The following is a 16,928-nucleotide window of genomic DNA, read 5'->3' as shown; positions in this document are numbered from 1 at the left end:
CGGGTGGGAAGGTGGGGCGAGGCAATTCATGCAGTTTCGTTAAGACGACGCCTGCGTGTTTCAGTTCTGCCGTAGTGCTTTGCCGGCAGGAAGCCGCAGGGCGCCCCGGGCTGGTTATGCGCCGGTGAAACTCTTCTTCTGCCCTGCAGATGAATGCGCCACATGGCAAGTGTGCCAGCGTTTGCGCTGCCCCTCATCTGCCTGCCGGCATCTTCTCCCCGTAAACGGGGAGAAGAGAAGCTGTGGCGACGTCCTGGCTTTTACTTGAAGTAATCCTGCAGTGGACGCACTTCGAGCGAGCCGGCCTTCAGCGCGGCGATGGCCTCGGCGACGGCGGCAGCACCCGACAGGGTGGTGTAGTAAGGCACCTTCTGCATCAGTGTGGCGCGGCGGATCGACTTCGAGTCCGAGACTGCCTTCTGGCCATCGGTGGTGTTGAAGACGATCTGGATCTGGCGGTTGCGGATGGCGTCCTCGATGTGAGGGCGGCCTTCGAGCACCTTGTTGATCTTCTCGGCCGGCACGCCGTTTTCATTGAGGAAGCGCGCGGTGCCCGAGGTTGCCAGCACCTTGAAGCCGAGGCCGGACAGGCGCTGGACGGCGCCGAGGATGCCGGCCTTGTCCTCGTCGCGGACCGAGACGAACAGCGTGCCCGAGCGCGGCAGGTCGACTCCGGCACCGAGCTGAGCCTTGGCGAAGGCGAGCGCGTAGTCGCGGTCGAGGCCCATGACCTCGCCGGTCGACTTCATCTCAGGCCCGAGCAGGATGTCGACGCCGGGGAAGCGGGCAAACGGGAACACCGCTTCCTTGACCGCGATGTGGCCGGGATTGCGGGCATCGGGCTTTTCGCCATAGTGGGCAAAGGCCTCGTCGAGGCTCTCGCCCGACATGATGCGGGCGGCGATCTTGGCGATCGGCTTGCCGACGGTTTTGGCCACGAAGGGCACGGTGCGCGACGCTCGCGGGTTCACTTCCAGCACATAGATGGTGCCGTCCTTGATGGCATATTGCACGTTCATCAGGCCGCCGACATTGAGCGCGCGCGCCATAGCCGAAGTCTGGCGCTCGAGCTCGTCGACGAGGTCGGACGGCAGCGAGTGGACCGGCAGTGAGCAGGCCGAGTCGCCCGAGTGGATGCCGGCTTCCTCGATATGCTCCATGATCCCCGAGACATAGGTCGTCTTGCCGTCGCAGAGGCAGTCGACGTCGACCTCGATGGCGCCAGAGAGATAGGTGTCGAACAGCAACGGGTTCTTGCCGAGCAGTGTGTTGATCTGGCCGGTCTTGTCGTTGGGGTACTTCTGCTTGATGTCCTCGGGCACCAGGCCCGGCACGGTGTCGAGCAAATAGGACTGCAGCATGCCCTCATTGTGGATGATCTGCATGGCGCGGCCGCCGAGCACGTAGGACGGGCGCACGACCAGGGGGAAACCGAGCTCGCCGGCAACGGTGCGGGCCTGCTCGACGGAATAGGCGATGCCGTTCTTGGGCTGCTTCAGGTCGAGCTTGTGCAAGAGCTTCTGAAAGCGGTCACGGTCCTCGGCGAGGTCGATGGCGTCGGGCGAGGTGCCGAGGATCGGGATGCCGGCTTTTTCAAGCGCATCGGCGAGCTTGAGCGGCGTCTGGCCGCCAAACTGGACGATGACGCCATGCAGGGTGCCGGCGGCCTGTTCGGCGCGCAGGATCTCGAGCACGTCTTCCGCCGTCAGCGGCTCGAAATACAGGCGATCTGAGGTGTCGTAGTCGGTCGAGACGGTCTCTGGATTGCAGTTGACCATGATCGACTCGTAGCCTGCCTCGCGCAGTGCATAGGCGGCATGGACGCAGCAATAGTCGAACTCGATGCCCTGGCCGATACGGTTGGGGCCGCCGCCCAATATGACCACCTTCTTGCGATCCGAAACCTGGGCCTCGTCGGCCACAGCGCCAGCGAAGGGCAGCTCATAGGACGAGTACATGTAGGCCGTCGGCGAGGCGAACTCGGCGGCGCAGGTGTCGATGCGCTTGTAGACCGGGTGGACGCCGAGCTTCTGGCGTTGCTTTTGAACGGCTTCGCCCTCGGTCTTGGTGAGCGAGGCGAGGCGGGCGTCCGAAAAACCCATCGACTTCAGCATGCGCAGGTTTTCGGCATCCTGCGGCAGGCCGTGCTCGCGGACGCGTGCTTCCATCGCAATGATGCCGGCGATCTGCTCGAGGAACCACGGGTCGATCTTGCACATGGCGTGCACGTCTTCGAGCGAGGTGCCCATGCGGATCGCCTGGGCAACCATGCGCAGGCGGTCGGGCGTCGGCGTGCCCAAGGCAGCACGGATGGCGTTGCGGTCGTCGCCGCTGTCGCCGTCGGTGCCGATGCCGGGGATCTCGATCTCGTCGAGGCCGGTAAGGCCGGTTTCGAGGCCACGCAAAGCCTTCTGCAGCGATTCCTGGAAAGTGCGGCCAATCGCCATGACCTCGCCGACCGACTTCATGGCGGTGGTCAGCACGGGCGAGGCGCCGGGGAACTTCTCGAAGGCGAAGCGCGGGATCTTGGTGACGACGTAGTCGATCGACGGCTCGAACGACGCGGGCGTGGCGCCGCCGGTGATGTCGTTTTCAAGCTCATCGAGCGTGTAGCCGACGGCGAGCTTGGCCGCGATCTTGGCGATCGGGAAGCCGGTAGCTTTCGAGGCGAGCGCCGAGGAGCGCGAGACGCGCGGGTTCATCTCGATGACGACGAGGCGGCCGTCGGCCGGGTTGACGGCGAACTGGACGTTGGAGCCGCCCGTCTCGACGCCGATCTCGCGCAGCACCGCGATCGAGGCGTTGCGCATGATCTGGTATTCCTTGTCGGTCAAGGTCAGCGCCGGCGCCACCGTGATCGAGTCGCCGGTGTGCACGCCCATCGGGTCGATGTTCTCGATCGAGCAGATGATGATGCAGTTGTCGGCGCGGTCGCGCACGACCTCCATCTCGTATTCCTTCCAGCCGAGCACCGATTCCTCGATCAGGACTTCGGTGGTGGGGGAGGCATCGAGACCGCTCTGGACGATGTCGAAGAATTCCTGGCGGTTGAAGGCGATGCCGCCGCCGGTGCCGCCCATGGTGAAGGACGGGCGAATGATGGCGGGCAGTCCGACATGGTCGAGAGCCTGGGCGCCGATCGCCATGCCGTGATTGATGTAGCGCTGCTTGCGGTCGCCTTCGCCGAGGTTCCACTGGGTTTCGAGCGCGTCGAGGGCTGCGTCGAGATTGGCCGGGTTCTCGGCCTTCAGCGCGGCGCGCTCGGCCTCATGCTTCTTGCGGTCGGCGTCCTTGACGTCGGAGGCGTTGGCCAGCATCGAGCGCGGGGTTTCCAGGCCGATCTTGGCCATGGCCTCGCGGAACAGCGAGCGGTCCTCGGCCTTGTCGATGGCGTGCGCGTCGGCACCGATCATCTCGACATTGTAGCGCTCGAGCACGCCCATGCGGCGCAGCGAAAGCGCGGTGTTGAGCGCGGTCTGGCCGCCCATCGTCGGCAGCAGTGCGTCGGGACGCTCCTTGGCGATGATCTTGGCGACGACCTCAGGCGTGATCGGCTCGATGTAGGTGGCATCCGCCAGTTCCGGATCGGTCATGATCGTCGCCGGGTTGGAGTTGACCAGGATGACCCGGTAACCCTCTTCCTTCAGCGCCTTGCAGGCCTGGGTGCCGGAATAGTCGAACTCGCAGGCCTGGCCGATGACAATGGGACCGGCGCCGATGATCAGGATGGACTTGATGTCGGTGCGTTTTGCCATTGTGTACGGTCCGTAAGATATGCCTGCGCGAAGAACCGGGACGGGAGAATCCCGGCCGGTGCGCAAGAGAGAGTCAACTAGAGGCTAGGCGCGCCTTATAGGGGAAGGTTGGGGAGGGGGGAACCCCAAAAAATGCTTTTCCTGTGCCGGGATGCGGCTTTGATGCGCGTCGGTTGCCCACAGTGCGTGTCCGGATATCGGAAGGGCAGCCGCTGAGGTCCGCGACTGCCCATCTGGAGCGGGTTTTGGCCTATGCTGCCTGCTTGATGCTGGCGCCGAATTCCTTGAAACGCTTGATCGCATGGTCCGCTTCCACGAGCATTTCGGCGAAGTAGAGGCCCGGCGCGGGCGCTGCCTTGCCGTCGAGGCCTACCAGCCGCTCGACCGCTAGTGCGACGGCGAGTGCTGTGACCGGCGCCTGTCCTTCGGGATGGACGAATTCGTAGCGGCTACGGCCCTCTGTGCCGTCTTTCCTCTTGCCCGAGATGGCGATGGTGATCTCGGTGGAGAAATGCTCGCCGCGATGGCGGCTTGCGGTTTCGCCGAGCGCAAAATCGAACAGCACCGTCTCGGCGCCGGTGGTGACCGGCAGGCTAAAGACGTCGAATGGTGCATAGGACAGACCTGGCACCTGCCTGCCGTCGACACTCGTCACGCTGCGGCCTTGTTCGCCCGAGGGGTTCCAATGCCATTTGCCGCTTTCGAGGCCCAGGGTGCTGGACATCATTGTGAGGCGGGTGAAGTCGGCTTCGGCGGCGGGGCCGCCCATGTCGTGTTCGTCGAGAAGGGCGGTGATTTCGATCGAATCCACGGTCTCGAACTGCCTGGCGAAATGCACGACGGCGAGGCTCGCGGCACCGCCGAGCCAGCTGCTGCCCATCAGGAACGGCGCATTCGCCTTGTGGGCATAAAGCGCTATCTCCGGTCCGATCTCCTGGATGCCGGTCGAAACGCTGAGATAGGGCACGGCGTTGGTCTGGGCGTAGTGGAGGGCGTTGAGCGTGTCGTCATAGACGAACATGGCAATGGCGCTGAAGCCTTTGTTTGCCGCTACGCCGAGGTCCTTGCGGTTGAGGTCGATGACGACAGCCTCGGCATTGCCGATCTCCTTGGCGACGGCTTCGGCTTTCTCAAGATTGCGGCCGCCGATGGCGATGGGGAGTTTGGGGTGCAGCTTGCGCAGGGTGCGGGCGGCGAGCGCGCCGACGAAACCGGCACCGCCGATGATCAGGACGGGCTTGTGCGTGGTCATTTGGGCAGTACTCCTCTGTGGCCGCGCGAAGGCGGCGCTCTAACGTCTGGATTGGAATGAGGTGAAGGCGGCGAGCGAACCAGCCGCCGGATGTCAGTCGAGCTTGACCAGCATCTTGCCGAGGTTGTCGCCGGAGAAGAGCCCGATGAAGGCCTGGGGCGCGTTTTCGAGACCCGAGACGACCGTGTCGCGATAGGTCACGCGGCCATCGGCCAGCCAGCCGGCCATGTCGGCGATGAATTCTGGCAGGATGTCGAAGTGATCCAGCACGAGAAAGCCGCGCATGCTGATGCTCTTGATGACCATTGCGGCGAGATTGTCGGGACCGGGAACGGGCTTTTCGTCATTGTAGCCGGAGATCATGCCGCAGATGGCGAAGCGGGCGCGGGGCTTGGCTGCTTCGAGCGCTGCCCTGAGGTGGTCGCCGCCGACATTGTCGAAATAGACGTCGATGCCTTCGGGTGCTGCTTTTTTCAGAGCCTCGGTCAGGTCGCCTGCCGTGCGGTAGTTGATGATGGCGTCGGCGCCGAGTTCCTTGACCCAGCGAGCCTTTTCCTCCGAGCCTACGGAAGCGACGACACGGGCTCCCTTGAGCTTGGCGATCTGCACCGCCATCGAACCGACGGCGCCGGCGGCGGCCGAGACGAAGACGGTTTCACCGGCCTTGAGCCCGGCTATGCGGAGCAGGCCGACATAGGCGGTGTGACCAGGGATGCCCAACGGGCCGAGCCAGGCTTCGGCCGGCGCCTTCGAGGTGTCGATCTTGTTTGCGGTGGCAGCGTCGACGAGCACGTGATCGCGCCAGCCGGAGAAGTGGCTGACCATGTCGCCGGCCTTGAACTCGGGATGGGCGGACTGCTCGACGATACCGACGGCGGAGCCTTCAAGCGGCTGGCCGATTTCGAAGGGGGCGATGTAGCTCGGCCTGTCGGTCATGCGGCCACGCATGTAGGGGTCGACCGACATGAACAGCGTTTTGACCAGCAATTGGCCTGCGGCAGGAGCCGGCAAGCTGCGTTCGACAAGTTGGAAGTTGTCGGCGCCCGGCAGGCCGGCCGGGCGACTCTTCAGGTGGATTTCACGGGCTGCAATGGACATTGAATTCCCCTATATGTGTAGTCATCTACCATGTGTAGCTTACTCTTTGTAAGTTACTAATGGTAACATATGTAGCGTGTGGCGATGTTCAAGCCACGGGCCGAAAAATTTCTGACCGGATGCGAAGGCGATGACGACTGCAAGTTCGATGAAAAAACTGCCGAAGGCCGAACGTCGCGCGCAGCTGCTGGAAGCAGCCCAGGAGATTGTGCGCGAGGAAGGCACCGACGCGCTGACGCTCGCCCGGGTCGCCGAACGGGCAGGGGTAAGCAAGCCGATCGCCTATGAGCATTTCGGCACAAGGGCGGGGCTGCTGATGGCGCTGTTCTCCTCCTACAACGAGCTGCAGCTGGCGACGCAGCGCGAGGCCCTTGCCAGCTGCGGCAAGACGTTGCGTGATGTGGCCGGCATTCTGGGCGAGGCCTATGTGCGTTGCGCCAGCCGCGCCGGCCCCGAGGCCGGAGCAGTGTTTTCGGCACTCTCGGGCACGGAGGAGATGGACGAGTTTCGCCAGACGCTGCGCAACGGCTATCTCAAGGAATATCGCGATGCGGTTTCGCGCTTCGTCGATCTGCCCGCCGATATCGGCGAACCCGTCTTGTCGGGACTTCTCGGGGCGGCCGAGGCCGTGTCGCGTGATACGGCGGCCGGGCGTATCTCATATGACGATGCCGTTGCAGCGTTGACCGAGCTGTTCACGGCGACGCTGGAGCGGTTTCGCCGCTGATTTCAGGCATATTGCCCGTAAAGGCTGTCAACAAAACGTCGCTACCTCCGCGTAGGCTCTCAAGTTATACTTGGGGTCTTCAACAAAGGGGGCGGGCATGGTTGATATCCAGACCTTCGGTGAAGTTGAACGTGTCGTTCGTGAACGGTTGAAGAAAAGCAGACCTGAAATAGACACGTCGCTGGCGCGCATCGCCGAGGGCAATCCGCTGGCGGCTGAGCCGGAGCGCCGTCGCCGCGTCGAGCGGTTGCAGGTCAAGGCCGACCTGACCCGCGAACAGGCCGAGATGATCTCCACGGCGATCGAGACTGTCGGCGAACCGGCAAAGGCCGGACGCAAGCCTGCGATGGCCGCCGCCAAGCCGATGGGGCCGGAGGCGATCCAGGGGTCGACGCTGGATTTTGTCGGTGTTGCCTTCCTCGAGCGCGGCCGCCGTGCGGCGGATGCCGTCGGCCGGGTCGCCTTTCTCAACGAGATGCCGCAGGGCTCGGGCTTCCTTGTTGGGCCGAACCTTTTCCTGACCAATCATCACGTCATACAGACGGCCGCCGACGCCGCACGGTTCCAGGTGCAGTTCGACTATGAGCGCGACAAGTTCAACGAACTCAGGCAGCCGACGTCGTTCTTCCTCGACCCGGATCTGTGCTTTGTCACCGACGACATAGACGGGCTCGACTACACGCTGATCGGCATTGGCCAGCGCCGGCGCGGCCCGCGCGCGCTCGACGAATTCGGCTTTCTGGTGCTGTCCAGTGCCGGCGACAAGCACATGCTGGGCGAGATCGCCAATGTCGTCCAGCATCCCGACGGCCGCCACAAGGAGCTGGTGCTGCGCGAGAACCACCTCGTGGCGCGGGACGAGACGCTGCATGTGCTGCACTATGTCGCCGACACCGAACAGGGCTCGTCGGGCTCGCCGGTGTTCAACAACGAATGGGAGCCGATCGCCCTGCATCACTGGGGCGGGCCATGGCACGAGGTGATGGGCACCGACGGCAAGCCGCTGGCCAAGGAGATCAACGAAGGCATCCGTATCAGCGCCATCGTCAACGATCTGGAGACGCGGCTCGCCGGCATGGACGCGCGCAGCCGGGCTGCGGTGACGCAATTGCTCGACATCTGGGAGGAGGCGGGGCGACTGAAGCTGCAGCCTGTGCCGGAGGGGGTCGGTGAGCCGGACCGGGTGGTGGCAAAGGCTGGCAAGGCACAGGCGCTGACATCGGGCGGCGATGGCGAGGCCAAGGCCCGCCTGGGCGACGACGGCTCGGTGATATGGACATTCCCGATCGAGATCAGCGTGCGGGCGCCGTTGATGGCACAGGCATCGACTGGTGCCGCGCCGAAATCCGGGGTCAGGACGGGCGGCCCCGGGGCCGAGGCTGCGAGCTGGAAGACCGAGAATTTCGACGACCGTGGCGGCTATGAACCGGGCTTCGTGCCGGGCTTCGTGCTGCCGCTGCCCAGGCACGGCGGCGCGCCTGGGCGGCCGGCCAAGAATCTTCTGGCCAAGCCGGGCGACGACCCGTTCGAACTGCCTTACCACCATTTTTCCGTCGTCATGAACGCCGAGCGGCGGCTTGCCTACTACACCGCCTGCAACATCGACGGCTCGCGCATCAAGGCGGTCAACCGCGACGACAAGACGGTCACCGAGGATCCGAGCCTGAGCGAGCTCGGCATCGAGTCGATCGGCGGGGCGGAAGCCAGCGACGATTTCAGACCGGACCGCCGCGTGGCTCTCGAAGAGCAAATGAACAAGCCCTTCTATGACGCACAGAAAGTGGCTGGCTTTCCGATTGCCACATCGAACGAACGCAAGGCGCGGATTTTCCAGAAGGGCCACATCACGCTGCGCGGCGACCCGGCCTGGGGCACCGATGCGGAGGCGGTGGCAGCCGAGCGGGACACGTTCTTCTACACCAATGCGGCACCGCAGCTCGGCTTCTTCAACCAGGGCAGTGCGCTCAACCGGCCGGGCTCGAAGGGCAAGCTTCGCTGGCGGGCGGTCGAGACCTATGTGCTGCGCAACGCGGTGACAATGCGCCAAAGGGTGACAGTGTTTGCCGGGCCAGTGTTCGCCGACAGCGACCCGCCCTATCGTTTCGAAAGCAAGGTGCCGCTGAAATTCTGGAAAATCGCGGCGTGGAACGACGGCAACGACCTGCGCGCGATAGCACTGCTCGCCGACCAGGGGCCGCTGATCGAAGTGATGCCCGAAGGCATGGCGGAGGCGTTTGGCGATGCCGAGGAACTGGCGCGGGTGTCGGAGTTCCTGACGACCGTCGCTCATGTCGAGAGCCTTACCGGGCTTGATTTCGGCGACACGCTACGCGCTGCCGACGTCCGCGCCGGGCAAGAGGCGATCGGCAGGCCGGCGCAGACACTGGAGCCGAAGGATTTGGCAAGGGATGGCACGCTCAAACCGGCGACGAAGCCGGCGCGCTCGGGTGGCGGCAAGAAGACGTCGAAGCCGGGCCGGCGTAGGAAATTGGCCAGTTAGCCGGGAGCCAGAGCCGATAGTGGGGGCGAACTGCCGGATCAGTCCGGCATGAAGCCGGTGCGCAAGGCATGAGCCCATTCCGGGCGGCCGCCCTCGACGGCGCGGTGGGCTGCGGCTTCATAGTCATAGGTCACTGCAATCGCATCGACACTGGTGACAATGCCGGCAGCGTCGAGTTCGACGAGGCCATAGCGCGCCAGCGGCGAGCCCTGCTCAGAGACATGGGCAGGCGCAGTGTCGTCGTCATAGGCTGGGGCGCCGACGCTGCCGGGATTGAACAGAAGACGCCCGCCGGAGAGCTGGACGAGATCGGCACGGTGGCTGTGGCCGGCGAGCAGCAGCCGATATTTGGGGTCGACCTGCCGGAGGCGGCTTTCGATGACTTTCAGCGGCGCGCGGATGAGCTGGCCTTCATCGATGACCTCGGAGAGATAGCGCTCGTCGTGATCGGGGCGGGCGTGGAAGGCGAGCACCGACGGGGCGATCTCCAAGGTCAGCGGCATTGCCTCCATCCAGTCACGCTGGGCTGGCGTCAGGCGATCATAGGCGAAGCGGTCGGACGGGCCCATGTCGGAGAGCGGGTCGGTGGCGACGCGGCGGTCATGGTTGCCACGCACCGTCGGCCAGCCAAGGGCCTGCAGCGTCGCTGCCGTTTCGCTGGGCCAGAGCGGACCGGAAACCAGATCGCCGAGATTGACGACGACATCGGCGCCGCCGCGCCGGGCGAGGTCGGCGATGACAGCCTCCAGTGCAAGGATGTTGCCATGGATGTCGGCGATGACGGCAATGCGCATGCTCAGGCCTCGTCGCGGAGGCGCTCGAGTGCGGGGAGTTCCTGGGCCGCGGTGATGATCGAATCGAGCAGGCCGGGGAAGCGGCTGTCGAGATCGGCGCGGCGCAACGAGATCAGCCGGCTGGTACCTGCCACCTCTGTGTGGGTGATGCCGGCCTCGCGCAGCTTGGCCAGATGGTAGGACAGGTTCGTCTTGGAGCCGAACTCGGAAAACTGGCCGCAGCTCACCGCCAGACCCTCGTTGCAGGCGAGATAACCGACAATGGCGAGGCGGGTCTGGTCGCCAAGCACTGACAGCACGTTGGCAAGGCTGATCTGGTCGAGATTTGGATGGGGCAAGGACATGGTCGGAAGGTAGCGGCGCTTGTTGGTCGGTTCAAGGTTTTGGACTGGCTGCTGACATGAGGATGGCAGCAGAGGTCGAATACACAGATTGACATGACGGGGGGATAAGTTCAATAGTTCAACATATTTTGAACTAAGGACACTGTCATGGACAAGCGCCTTATCTGGCTGGCGGTCGGTTCGTTCGCCATGAGCACCGTCGGCTTCGTGTTTTCCAGCCTGTTGCCGGCAATCGCCGGCGACGCGCATGTGTCAATACCGTTCGCGGGTTACCTGATCATGGCGTTCTCGCTTGCCTATGCGATCGGCGCGCCAGTCCTGTCGGCGCTGGCCGGCGAGATCGACCGTCGCCGGGTGCTTGCCGCGACCATGCTGGTGTTCGTCGCCGGCAACATCATTGCAGCGATGAGCAGCTCCTTTGCCGGGCTTCTGATCGCGCAGATCGTGATGGGCATGTCGGCCGGACTTTATGCTGCGACTGCCCAGGCAACCGCCGTGTCGCTGGCCGGACCCGAGCACCGGGCGCGGGCGATCGCGGTCGTCGTCGGCGGCACGACCTTTGCAGTGGCACTCGGCGCGCCGGTCGGATCGTTGATTGCCACCATGTGGGGCTGGCGCGGCACCTTCGTTGCCATTGCACTGCTTGGAATCTCCTGCGCGGCGATATTGTGGGTGCGGCTGCCCCGGGGCTCGCGCGGCATCAAGCTGACGCTCGCCGAGCGCTTCACCGCCATTGCCCGGCCCGGCATCCTGCCCTCGCTCCTGGTGACGCTGCTCTATCTCGCCGGCGGCTTCACCGTGATCTCCTATATCGCGCCGCTGGCGCTGGAAGGGGCGGGACTGCCCGAAATCGCACTGCCGGGCATGCTGCTCGCCTTCGGCGCGGGCGCCGTCATCGGCAACCTGTCGAGCGGCTATCTCGCGGACCGCATCGGCGCGACGCGCATGGTGGTGATCTCCCTCCTGATGTCTTCGGGCTTCTGCATTGCCATTGCCCTGACCCTGAAGCTGCTGCCGCACCATGTCGCCGGCCCGGTGCTGATCGCGCTGATGGTGCCGTGGGGCATCATCGGCTGGGCCTTCCCGCCGGCGCAGGCAAGCCGCATCGTCGGATTCGGTCCGGAGATCGCGCACCTGACCCTGTCGCTCAACGCATCGGCGCTCTATTTCGGCATCGCCTTCGGCACCGTCATCGGCGGCCGCGTGCTGGAATTCGCCCGGCCATCAGATCTCGGCCTGGTCGCCGCCGCTTTTCCGCTGGTGGCGCTGGCAGTGCTTGCGGCGAGCAACAGGTCGATCCGGCTCGCCGCTGCCCGATAGAGTTGACCCGCCATTCCAGTCGGTCGAGCGCATGTCTTGCGCTCGGCCGGCGAAGCCCGATGTTGCCCGCCGGGCGGCATATATATTAGCCGCTTTGCATTTTCTTGATGCAAATTATCAGGAATAGCGCTATCGGCTCGCGCGTTCATGTGGCTGCAAGCGAAGCGGCGGGGTGGGCGAAGAATGGATTTCCTGCAGGGACTTGCCGGTTTTGGCGAGCGGATAGCGCTGGTGTTTCCGGGTCGCGCCGCCATCAGCTATGCCGAACTGGCGCGCCGCGTTGCAGCGATGGCAGCGGAGTTCGGCGCGGCGCGCAAGGTCGTGGCGCTCGAAGCGTCCAATTCCGAGCATGCCATCGTCGCTTATCTCGCCGCTCTGGCCGGCGGACACGCGGTGGCGCTGATTGCGCCTGGCGATGCGGCGGCGTTCGACGCATTCGAAGAGGACTTTCACCCCGATTTGTGCGTCAGACGGTTCGACGGGCGCTGGCGCCTCGTTGAGGGCGAGGACGCAGGCGAGACGCTGCATCCCGACCTGGCCGTGCTCTTGGCGACATCGGGCAGCACCGGCAGGAGCCGCTTCGTCCGGCTCTCGCGGACCAATGTCGAGAGCAATGCTCGGGCGATCGCCAGTTATCTCGGCCTGGCGCCGGCCGATCGCGCGGCGTTGATCCTGCCGTTCCATTATTCCTACGGCCTTTCGGTGCTCAACTCGCATCTGGCAGTCGGTGCCAGCGTGTTCGTCTCAGCCAAGGGCGTGGCCGACAAAGGCTTCGTTAACGATCTGCGCGCGGCCGGTGTCAGCAACATCAGCGGCGTGCCCTATTCCTACGAGCTGATGGACAAGACTGGCTTCAGCGCCGAGGAATTGCCGTCACTGCGTTTCATGACGGTGGCGGGCGGGCGGATGCCCGCCGGGCTCGCCGAGACCGTCCGGCGCAGGCTCGAAGCCAAGGGGCAGCAGCTGTTCCTGATGTATGGCCAGACCGAGGCCACGGCGCGCATCGCCTATGTGCCGCCGGCAGCGCTGGCCGATAACCCCGATAGCATCGGCATTGCCATTCCGGGCGGCGAACTGGCGCTTGTCCATGAGGACGGAGGCCGGATCGACGGCTGCGGCGAGGCGGGTGAACTCGTCTATCGCGGGCCGAACGTGATGATGGGTTACGCGCTCGACCGCAACGACCTGGCACGCGGCGCCGAGATCGGCGAGCTCAGCACCGGCGACCTGGCCGAGCGTTGCGAGAACGGCTTCTTCCGCGTCGTCGGCCGCCTCAAGCGCATGTCGAAGATCGCGGGCTTGCGGATCAGCCACGAGGCGGTGGAGCACGCGCTTGCCAGCCGGGGCGTCGTGGCGGCGGTCACCGGCGACGACCGGCGACTGGTCGCGGCGTTTTCGTCGGGCGAGGCGCCTGAGGATGTTTGCAAGCTGATGATCGAAGCGAGTGGACTGACGGCGCTGCATGTCGAGGCGGTGGCGGTCGACACCTTGCCACGGCTGGCTTCGGGCAAGGTCGACCACCAGGCGGTGGCGCAGCTTGCGCGGCGAAACCAGAAGGCCGATGCCGGGCTCATCGAGGCGTTTGGTCGGGCCTTCTATCCCCGGCGGGTGACGCCGGCTGACAGTTTCGAGGCACTCGGCGGAGATTCGCTGCTCTATGTCCAACTGTCGCTGACCTTGGAGCGCAAGCTCGGCCGCATCCCCGAGGGCTGGGAGAAGATGCCGGTCGGCGCGCTGGCCCGGTTGAGCAGCCAGAAGGGAAACCGTCGCATCGTCGACACCGACATGCTGATGCGGGCGCTGGCGATCCTTCTCGTCGTCCTGCATCACGCCACACTCTGGCCCATTCCGGGCGGGGCGGCGGCGCTGGTGATGCTTGTCGGCTACGGGCTGGCGCGGTTTCATGGTGCGGCGCTGATGCGCGGCGAGACGTCGAGGCTGTTGCGCGCGGTGGCGGCAAATCTCGCCGTCTATGCGCCGCTGGTCGCCGGCTTTTCGATCGCACGCGGCGAGGTGCTGTGGCCGTCGGTGTTCCTCGTCGGCAATCTCGGCATCTTCGATCCCAAACACATGCTGCCCTATCTCTACTGGTTCGTCGAAGCCTATGCGCAGCTGATGCTGATCGTCGCGGTATTGTTCTCGTTGCCGGCAGTACGCAAGCAGGTAGCGGCAAGGCCGTTCGCAGCGGGAATGACAGCGCTTGTCGTCACCATCGCGATCAAGATCCTGGCGCCAAAGGTCTGGGCCGTCGGCGCGGTGCAGATCTTCACCGTGTCGGACGTATTCTATCTCGCTGTCTTCGGCTGGTGCGCCTTTCACGCGCAGACGGCGCGGCAGCGCATGGCGGTGCTCGGCATGGCGACCATGGCCTTCCCGTTCATGGCCTATTGGGGCGGTAACTGGACCGGCTCCTGGGTCAAGTTCATTCTGCAACTTGCCTGCGTCGCCATGCTGCTCTACGCCCCGCGTATCACAGTGCCGCGGCAGGTCGCGGCACTGGCTTTGCCGGTGGCGGCGGCCGGATATCACATCTACCTGTTCCATCGCCTGGTGCCGGAGCTCGTGCTGCCGCAACCCCAGCTGCCGTGGCCTGTGCTGACCACGCTGAGCGTCGTGACCGGCGTCCTGACCGGCGTCGCTGCGTTCCACTCCCAGAAGGCGCTGACGGCATGGCTTGCCAGCCGGCGCGGCCATGGTGCTGTGCTCGAGGCGCAGGCCGCGCCGGCGGAATAGTGAGTCGATCGCGGCGGGGCCGAGCTTTTGCAAGCAGGGAACGAGTGCCCGCCTGTTCGCGTTTGCCTGAGCGCCGCAGTTGTGCGGCACCTTCGGGAGGAAACGAACATGGCGATCACACCGGCGCCCACCGCCAAGGGAAAAGAGGCCGCAAGAGGCTTGCGCAAGGCAGCAGCGAGGGAAGAACGCAAGGTCGAGGCCAAGACCGGCCGCGACTTCAAGAAGGGCGAAAAGCGCTTCGAGGAGAGGGCGAAAAGCTCCGACGGCAAGAGCGCCGGCAGCAAGCAGAAAAGCTGAAATTGTGGTACCGGGCCGAGGGGTGGCCCAAGCAAAAACCCTGTGACTTGCCGCAGGGGTTAAGCTAATTGTCTCAAGTGAGCGGCCGAGGCTGCGACAACATCGAGGGATACGCCTATGCGCTGGAGAGGCCGCCGCCAGAGTGACAACGTCCAGGATACGCGCGGTCAAGGCGGCGGTGGCGGGTTTGGCGGAGGCCTCGGTGGCGGACGCCTGCCGATGGGCCCGCGCATGTCGACGGGCGGCGGCGGACTGTCCGGCATCATCATCCTTGTCATTCTGTTCTTTGCGCTGCGCGCCTGCGGCATCGATCCGATGCAGATCCTGGCCGGCGGTGACGGCGGGCCGGTTTCGGGCGGCGGCCAGGTGAGCGAGGGCGGTGCGCCCGCCAATGACGAGATGACCCAGTTCGTCTCGACCGTGTTGGCCGAAACCGAAGACACCTGGAACGGCATCTTCCAGGCCGAGGGGCTGAAATACCAGGAACCGAAGCTGGTGCTGTTCTCAGGGCAGGTGCGCTCGGCCTGCGGCTTCGCCTCCTCGGCATCCGGCCCGTTCTATTGCCCTGGAGACCAGAAGGTCTATCTCGACACCGCCTTCTTCGGCCAGCTGGCCAAGCAGTTTGGCGCTGCCGGCGATTTCGCCCAGGCTTATGTCATTGCCCACGAGGTCGGCCATCACGTCCAGAACCTGACCGGCATTCTGCCCAAGTTCAACCAGATGCGGCAGCAGATGAGCGAGGCCGACGCCAACCAGATGTCGATGCGCGTCGAGTTGCAGGCCGACTGCTTCGCCGGCGTCTGGGGCCACTACACCGACCAGAAGGGTCTGCTCGAACAGGGCGATATCGAAGAGGCGCTGAACGCTGCCCAGCAGATCGGCGACGACACGCTGCAGAAGCGCATGCAGGGCTATGTCGTGCCGGAAAGCTTTAACCACGGCACCTCGCAGCAGCGTCAGCGCTGGTTTGCCGCTGGCTTCAAGAGCGGCAAGCTGTCGGACTGCGATACCTTCAACAATCCGATCTGACGATGGCCGATCGGATGACTGTCTCTCCACGCATCGAACTGGTGCCGGGAGGCCTGTCGCTATCGCGGCTGGTGTTCGGCGCCTGGCGGCTGCTCGACGGCCAGAACCCTGGCGCCGAGGAGGTTGCACGGCTGATCGATACATCAGTCGATCTCGGCCTGACCAGCTTCGACCATGCCGACATCTATGGCGGCTACGCGGTCGAGGAGGCGTTTGGCGCCGGGCTGGCGCGCTGGAAAGGCCGGCGCGCCGGCATCGAACTGATCTCCAAATGCGGCATCATGCTGGCCTCGTCCAACCGGCCGCAGAACCGACTGAAGCATTATGACACCGGTGCCGCCCATATCGAGGCCTCGGTCGAACGTTCGCTGAACAACCTTGGCACCGACTATCTCGACCTCTTGCTGATCCACCGGCCCGATCCGCTGATGGACGCCGACGACACGGCGCGCGCCTTCGAGCGGCTGGTGGCGGCAGGTAAGGTGCGGGCCGTCGGCGTGTCCAACTTCACGCCGGACCAGTTCGACCTGCTCGCCTCGCGGCTGCCGTTCCCGCTCGTCACCAACCAGATCGAGCATTCGGTGCTGGAGACCTCGGCCCTGACCGACGGGCGACTCGACCATGCGCAAAGGCTGCGCTACGCGCCGATGATCTGGTCGCCGCTGGGCGGCGGTTCGCTGTTCACCGGCGAGGGTGCACGCGAGCAAAGGGTGCGGGCAGCGCTGAGGGCGGTCGCCGAGGAGATCGGTGTCGCCGACATCTCGACAATTGCCATTGCCTGGCTGCTCAGGCATCCGGCACGGCTGGTGCCGGTGCTGGGCACGATGAAGGCGGCGCGGCTGGCCGGGCTGGTCAAGGCGCTGGACATTAGGCTCGACCGCCAGCACTGGTTCGCCATTCTCGAGGCAAGCGAGGGCCGCGCGGTCCCGTAATGTTCCGCCGGATGGCGTTCTGGCATGAAGATAATTGATATGTTCACGTATTGTTCTTGATGAGTGCTTGATCTATAAGCAAGGTTTCCGCACGCCCCCGGCGGATCGATGCCGGCATTTGAGCGCCTTTCGCGGGTGAAAAATGCC

The 16,928-nt window shown here is 64.8% G+C and carries 12 protein-coding genes; 7 read left to right on the top strand and 5 right to left on the bottom strand.

Translation table 11 applies throughout. The features are described 5' to 3' along the window. Nucleotides 1-260: 260 nt before the first annotated feature. From carB to Amn_RS19760, 3 genes are all read right to left on the bottom strand, one after another. The gene (gene carB, locus Amn_RS19770) at nt 261-3,755 is read right to left on the bottom strand and encodes a carbamoyl-phosphate synthase large subunit (protein WP_286290999.1); all 3,495 of its coding nucleotides are present in this window, start codon (nt 3,753-3,755) and stop codon (nt 261-263) included. Between the two features lie 250 nt (nt 3,756-4,005). Next, complete coding sequence (locus Amn_RS19765; protein WP_286290997.1) at nt 4,006-5,007, bottom strand: NAD(P)-dependent oxidoreductase; 1,002 nt, start codon at nt 5,005-5,007, stop codon at nt 4,006-4,008. A 93-nt stretch (nt 5,008-5,100) separates the two neighbouring features. Then, entirely contained in the window at nt 5,101-6,105 is a 1,005-nt protein-coding gene (locus Amn_RS19760; protein ID WP_083948523.1) for an NADP-dependent oxidoreductase, read from the bottom strand. A 130-nt stretch (nt 6,106-6,235) separates the two neighbouring features. Between Amn_RS19760 and Amn_RS19755 the strand changes: the two genes are divergently transcribed. Beyond that, nucleotides 6,236-6,832: a TetR/AcrR family transcriptional regulator gene (locus Amn_RS19755; RefSeq protein ID WP_067959746.1), complete on the top strand. Its 597-nt coding sequence runs from the start codon at nt 6,236-6,238 to the stop codon at nt 6,830-6,832. Between the two features lie 97 nt (nt 6,833-6,929). Continuing rightward, nucleotides 6,930-9,332, top strand: coding sequence for a DNA/RNA non-specific endonuclease (locus tag Amn_RS19750; protein ID WP_286290994.1), 2,403 nt, complete (start codon nt 6,930-6,932; stop codon nt 9,330-9,332). A 38-nt stretch (nt 9,333-9,370) separates the two neighbouring features. Here the strand turns inward: Amn_RS19750 and Amn_RS19745 are convergent, their stop codons facing one another. Both Amn_RS19745 and Amn_RS19740 read right to left on the bottom strand, forming a co-directional pair. After that, nucleotides 9,371-10,126, bottom strand: a complete 756-nt coding sequence (locus Amn_RS19745) for a metallophosphoesterase family protein (protein WP_286290992.1) — start codon at nt 10,124-10,126, stop codon at nt 9,371-9,373. Between the two features lie 2 nt (nt 10,127-10,128). Beyond that, nucleotides 10,129-10,470, bottom strand: a complete 342-nt coding sequence (locus tag Amn_RS19740; protein WP_067959756.1) for an ArsR/SmtB family transcription factor — start codon at nt 10,468-10,470, stop codon at nt 10,129-10,131. Between the two features lie 147 nt (nt 10,471-10,617). Between Amn_RS19740 and Amn_RS19735 the strand changes: the two genes are divergently transcribed. From Amn_RS19735 to Amn_RS19715, 5 genes are all read left to right on the top strand, one after another. Continuing rightward, nucleotides 10,618-11,790, top strand: coding sequence for an MFS transporter (locus Amn_RS19735; protein WP_286290988.1), 1,173 nt, complete (start codon nt 10,618-10,620; stop codon nt 11,788-11,790). A gap of 183 nt (nt 11,791-11,973) precedes the next feature. Next, nucleotides 11,974-14,523, top strand: coding sequence for an AMP-binding protein (locus Amn_RS19730; RefSeq protein WP_286290987.1), 2,550 nt, complete (start codon nt 11,974-11,976; stop codon nt 14,521-14,523). A 108-nt stretch (nt 14,524-14,631) separates the two neighbouring features. Continuing rightward, nucleotides 14,632-14,820, top strand: coding sequence for a hypothetical protein (locus Amn_RS19725; protein WP_067959764.1), 189 nt, complete (start codon nt 14,632-14,634; stop codon nt 14,818-14,820). Between the two features lie 117 nt (nt 14,821-14,937). Next, a complete protein-coding gene (ypfJ, locus tag Amn_RS19720; RefSeq protein WP_192315190.1) occupies nt 14,938-15,849 on the top strand; it encodes a KPN_02809 family neutral zinc metallopeptidase in 912 nt (303 codons plus the stop codon). Between the two features lie 14 nt (nt 15,850-15,863). After that, complete coding sequence (locus Amn_RS19715; protein ID WP_154384837.1) at nt 15,864-16,781, top strand: aldo/keto reductase; 918 nt, start codon at nt 15,864-15,866, stop codon at nt 16,779-16,781. The last annotated feature ends 147 nt before the right edge of the window (nt 16,782-16,928 follow it).

Source organism: Aminobacter sp. Y103A (assembly GCF_030294925.1).
Lineage (GTDB): Bacteria > Pseudomonadota > Alphaproteobacteria > Rhizobiales > Rhizobiaceae > Aminobacter > Aminobacter ciceronei.
The sequence above is the reverse complement of the archived record's forward strand: the minus strand, read 5'-3'. Positions and strand labels throughout refer to the sequence as shown.

Bases quoted from the DNA above. Each gene is read 5' to 3' on its own strand.
- carB (WP_286290999.1), bottom strand. From the start codon at position 3,755: ATGGCAAAACGCACCGACATCAAGTCCATCCTGATCATCGGCGCCGGT.
- Amn_RS19765 (WP_286290997.1), bottom strand. From the start codon at position 5,007: ATGACCACGCACAAGCCCGTCCTGATCATCGGCGGTGCCGGTTTCGTC.
- Amn_RS19760 (WP_083948523.1), bottom strand. From the start codon at position 6,105: ATGTCCATTGCAGCCCGTGAAATCCACCTGAAGAGTCGCCCGGCCGGC.
- Amn_RS19755 (WP_067959746.1), top strand. From the start codon at position 6,236: ATGACGACTGCAAGTTCGATGAAAAAACTGCCGAAGGCCGAACGTCGC.
- Amn_RS19750 (WP_286290994.1), top strand. From the start codon at position 6,930: ATGGTTGATATCCAGACCTTCGGTGAAGTTGAACGTGTCGTTCGTGAA.
- Amn_RS19745 (WP_286290992.1), bottom strand. From the start codon at position 10,126: ATGCGCATTGCCGTCATCGCCGACATCCATGGCAACATCCTTGCACTG.
- Amn_RS19740 (WP_067959756.1), bottom strand. From the start codon at position 10,470: ATGTCCTTGCCCCATCCAAATCTCGACCAGATCAGCCTTGCCAACGTG.
- Amn_RS19735 (WP_286290988.1), top strand. From the start codon at position 10,618: ATGGACAAGCGCCTTATCTGGCTGGCGGTCGGTTCGTTCGCCATGAGC.
- Amn_RS19730 (WP_286290987.1), top strand. From the start codon at position 11,974: ATGGATTTCCTGCAGGGACTTGCCGGTTTTGGCGAGCGGATAGCGCTG.
- Amn_RS19725 (WP_067959764.1), top strand. From the start codon at position 14,632: ATGGCGATCACACCGGCGCCCACCGCCAAGGGAAAAGAGGCCGCAAGA.
- ypfJ (WP_192315190.1), top strand. From the start codon at position 14,938: ATGCGCTGGAGAGGCCGCCGCCAGAGTGACAACGTCCAGGATACGCGC.
- Amn_RS19715 (WP_154384837.1), top strand. From the start codon at position 15,864: ATGACTGTCTCTCCACGCATCGAACTGGTGCCGGGAGGCCTGTCGCTA.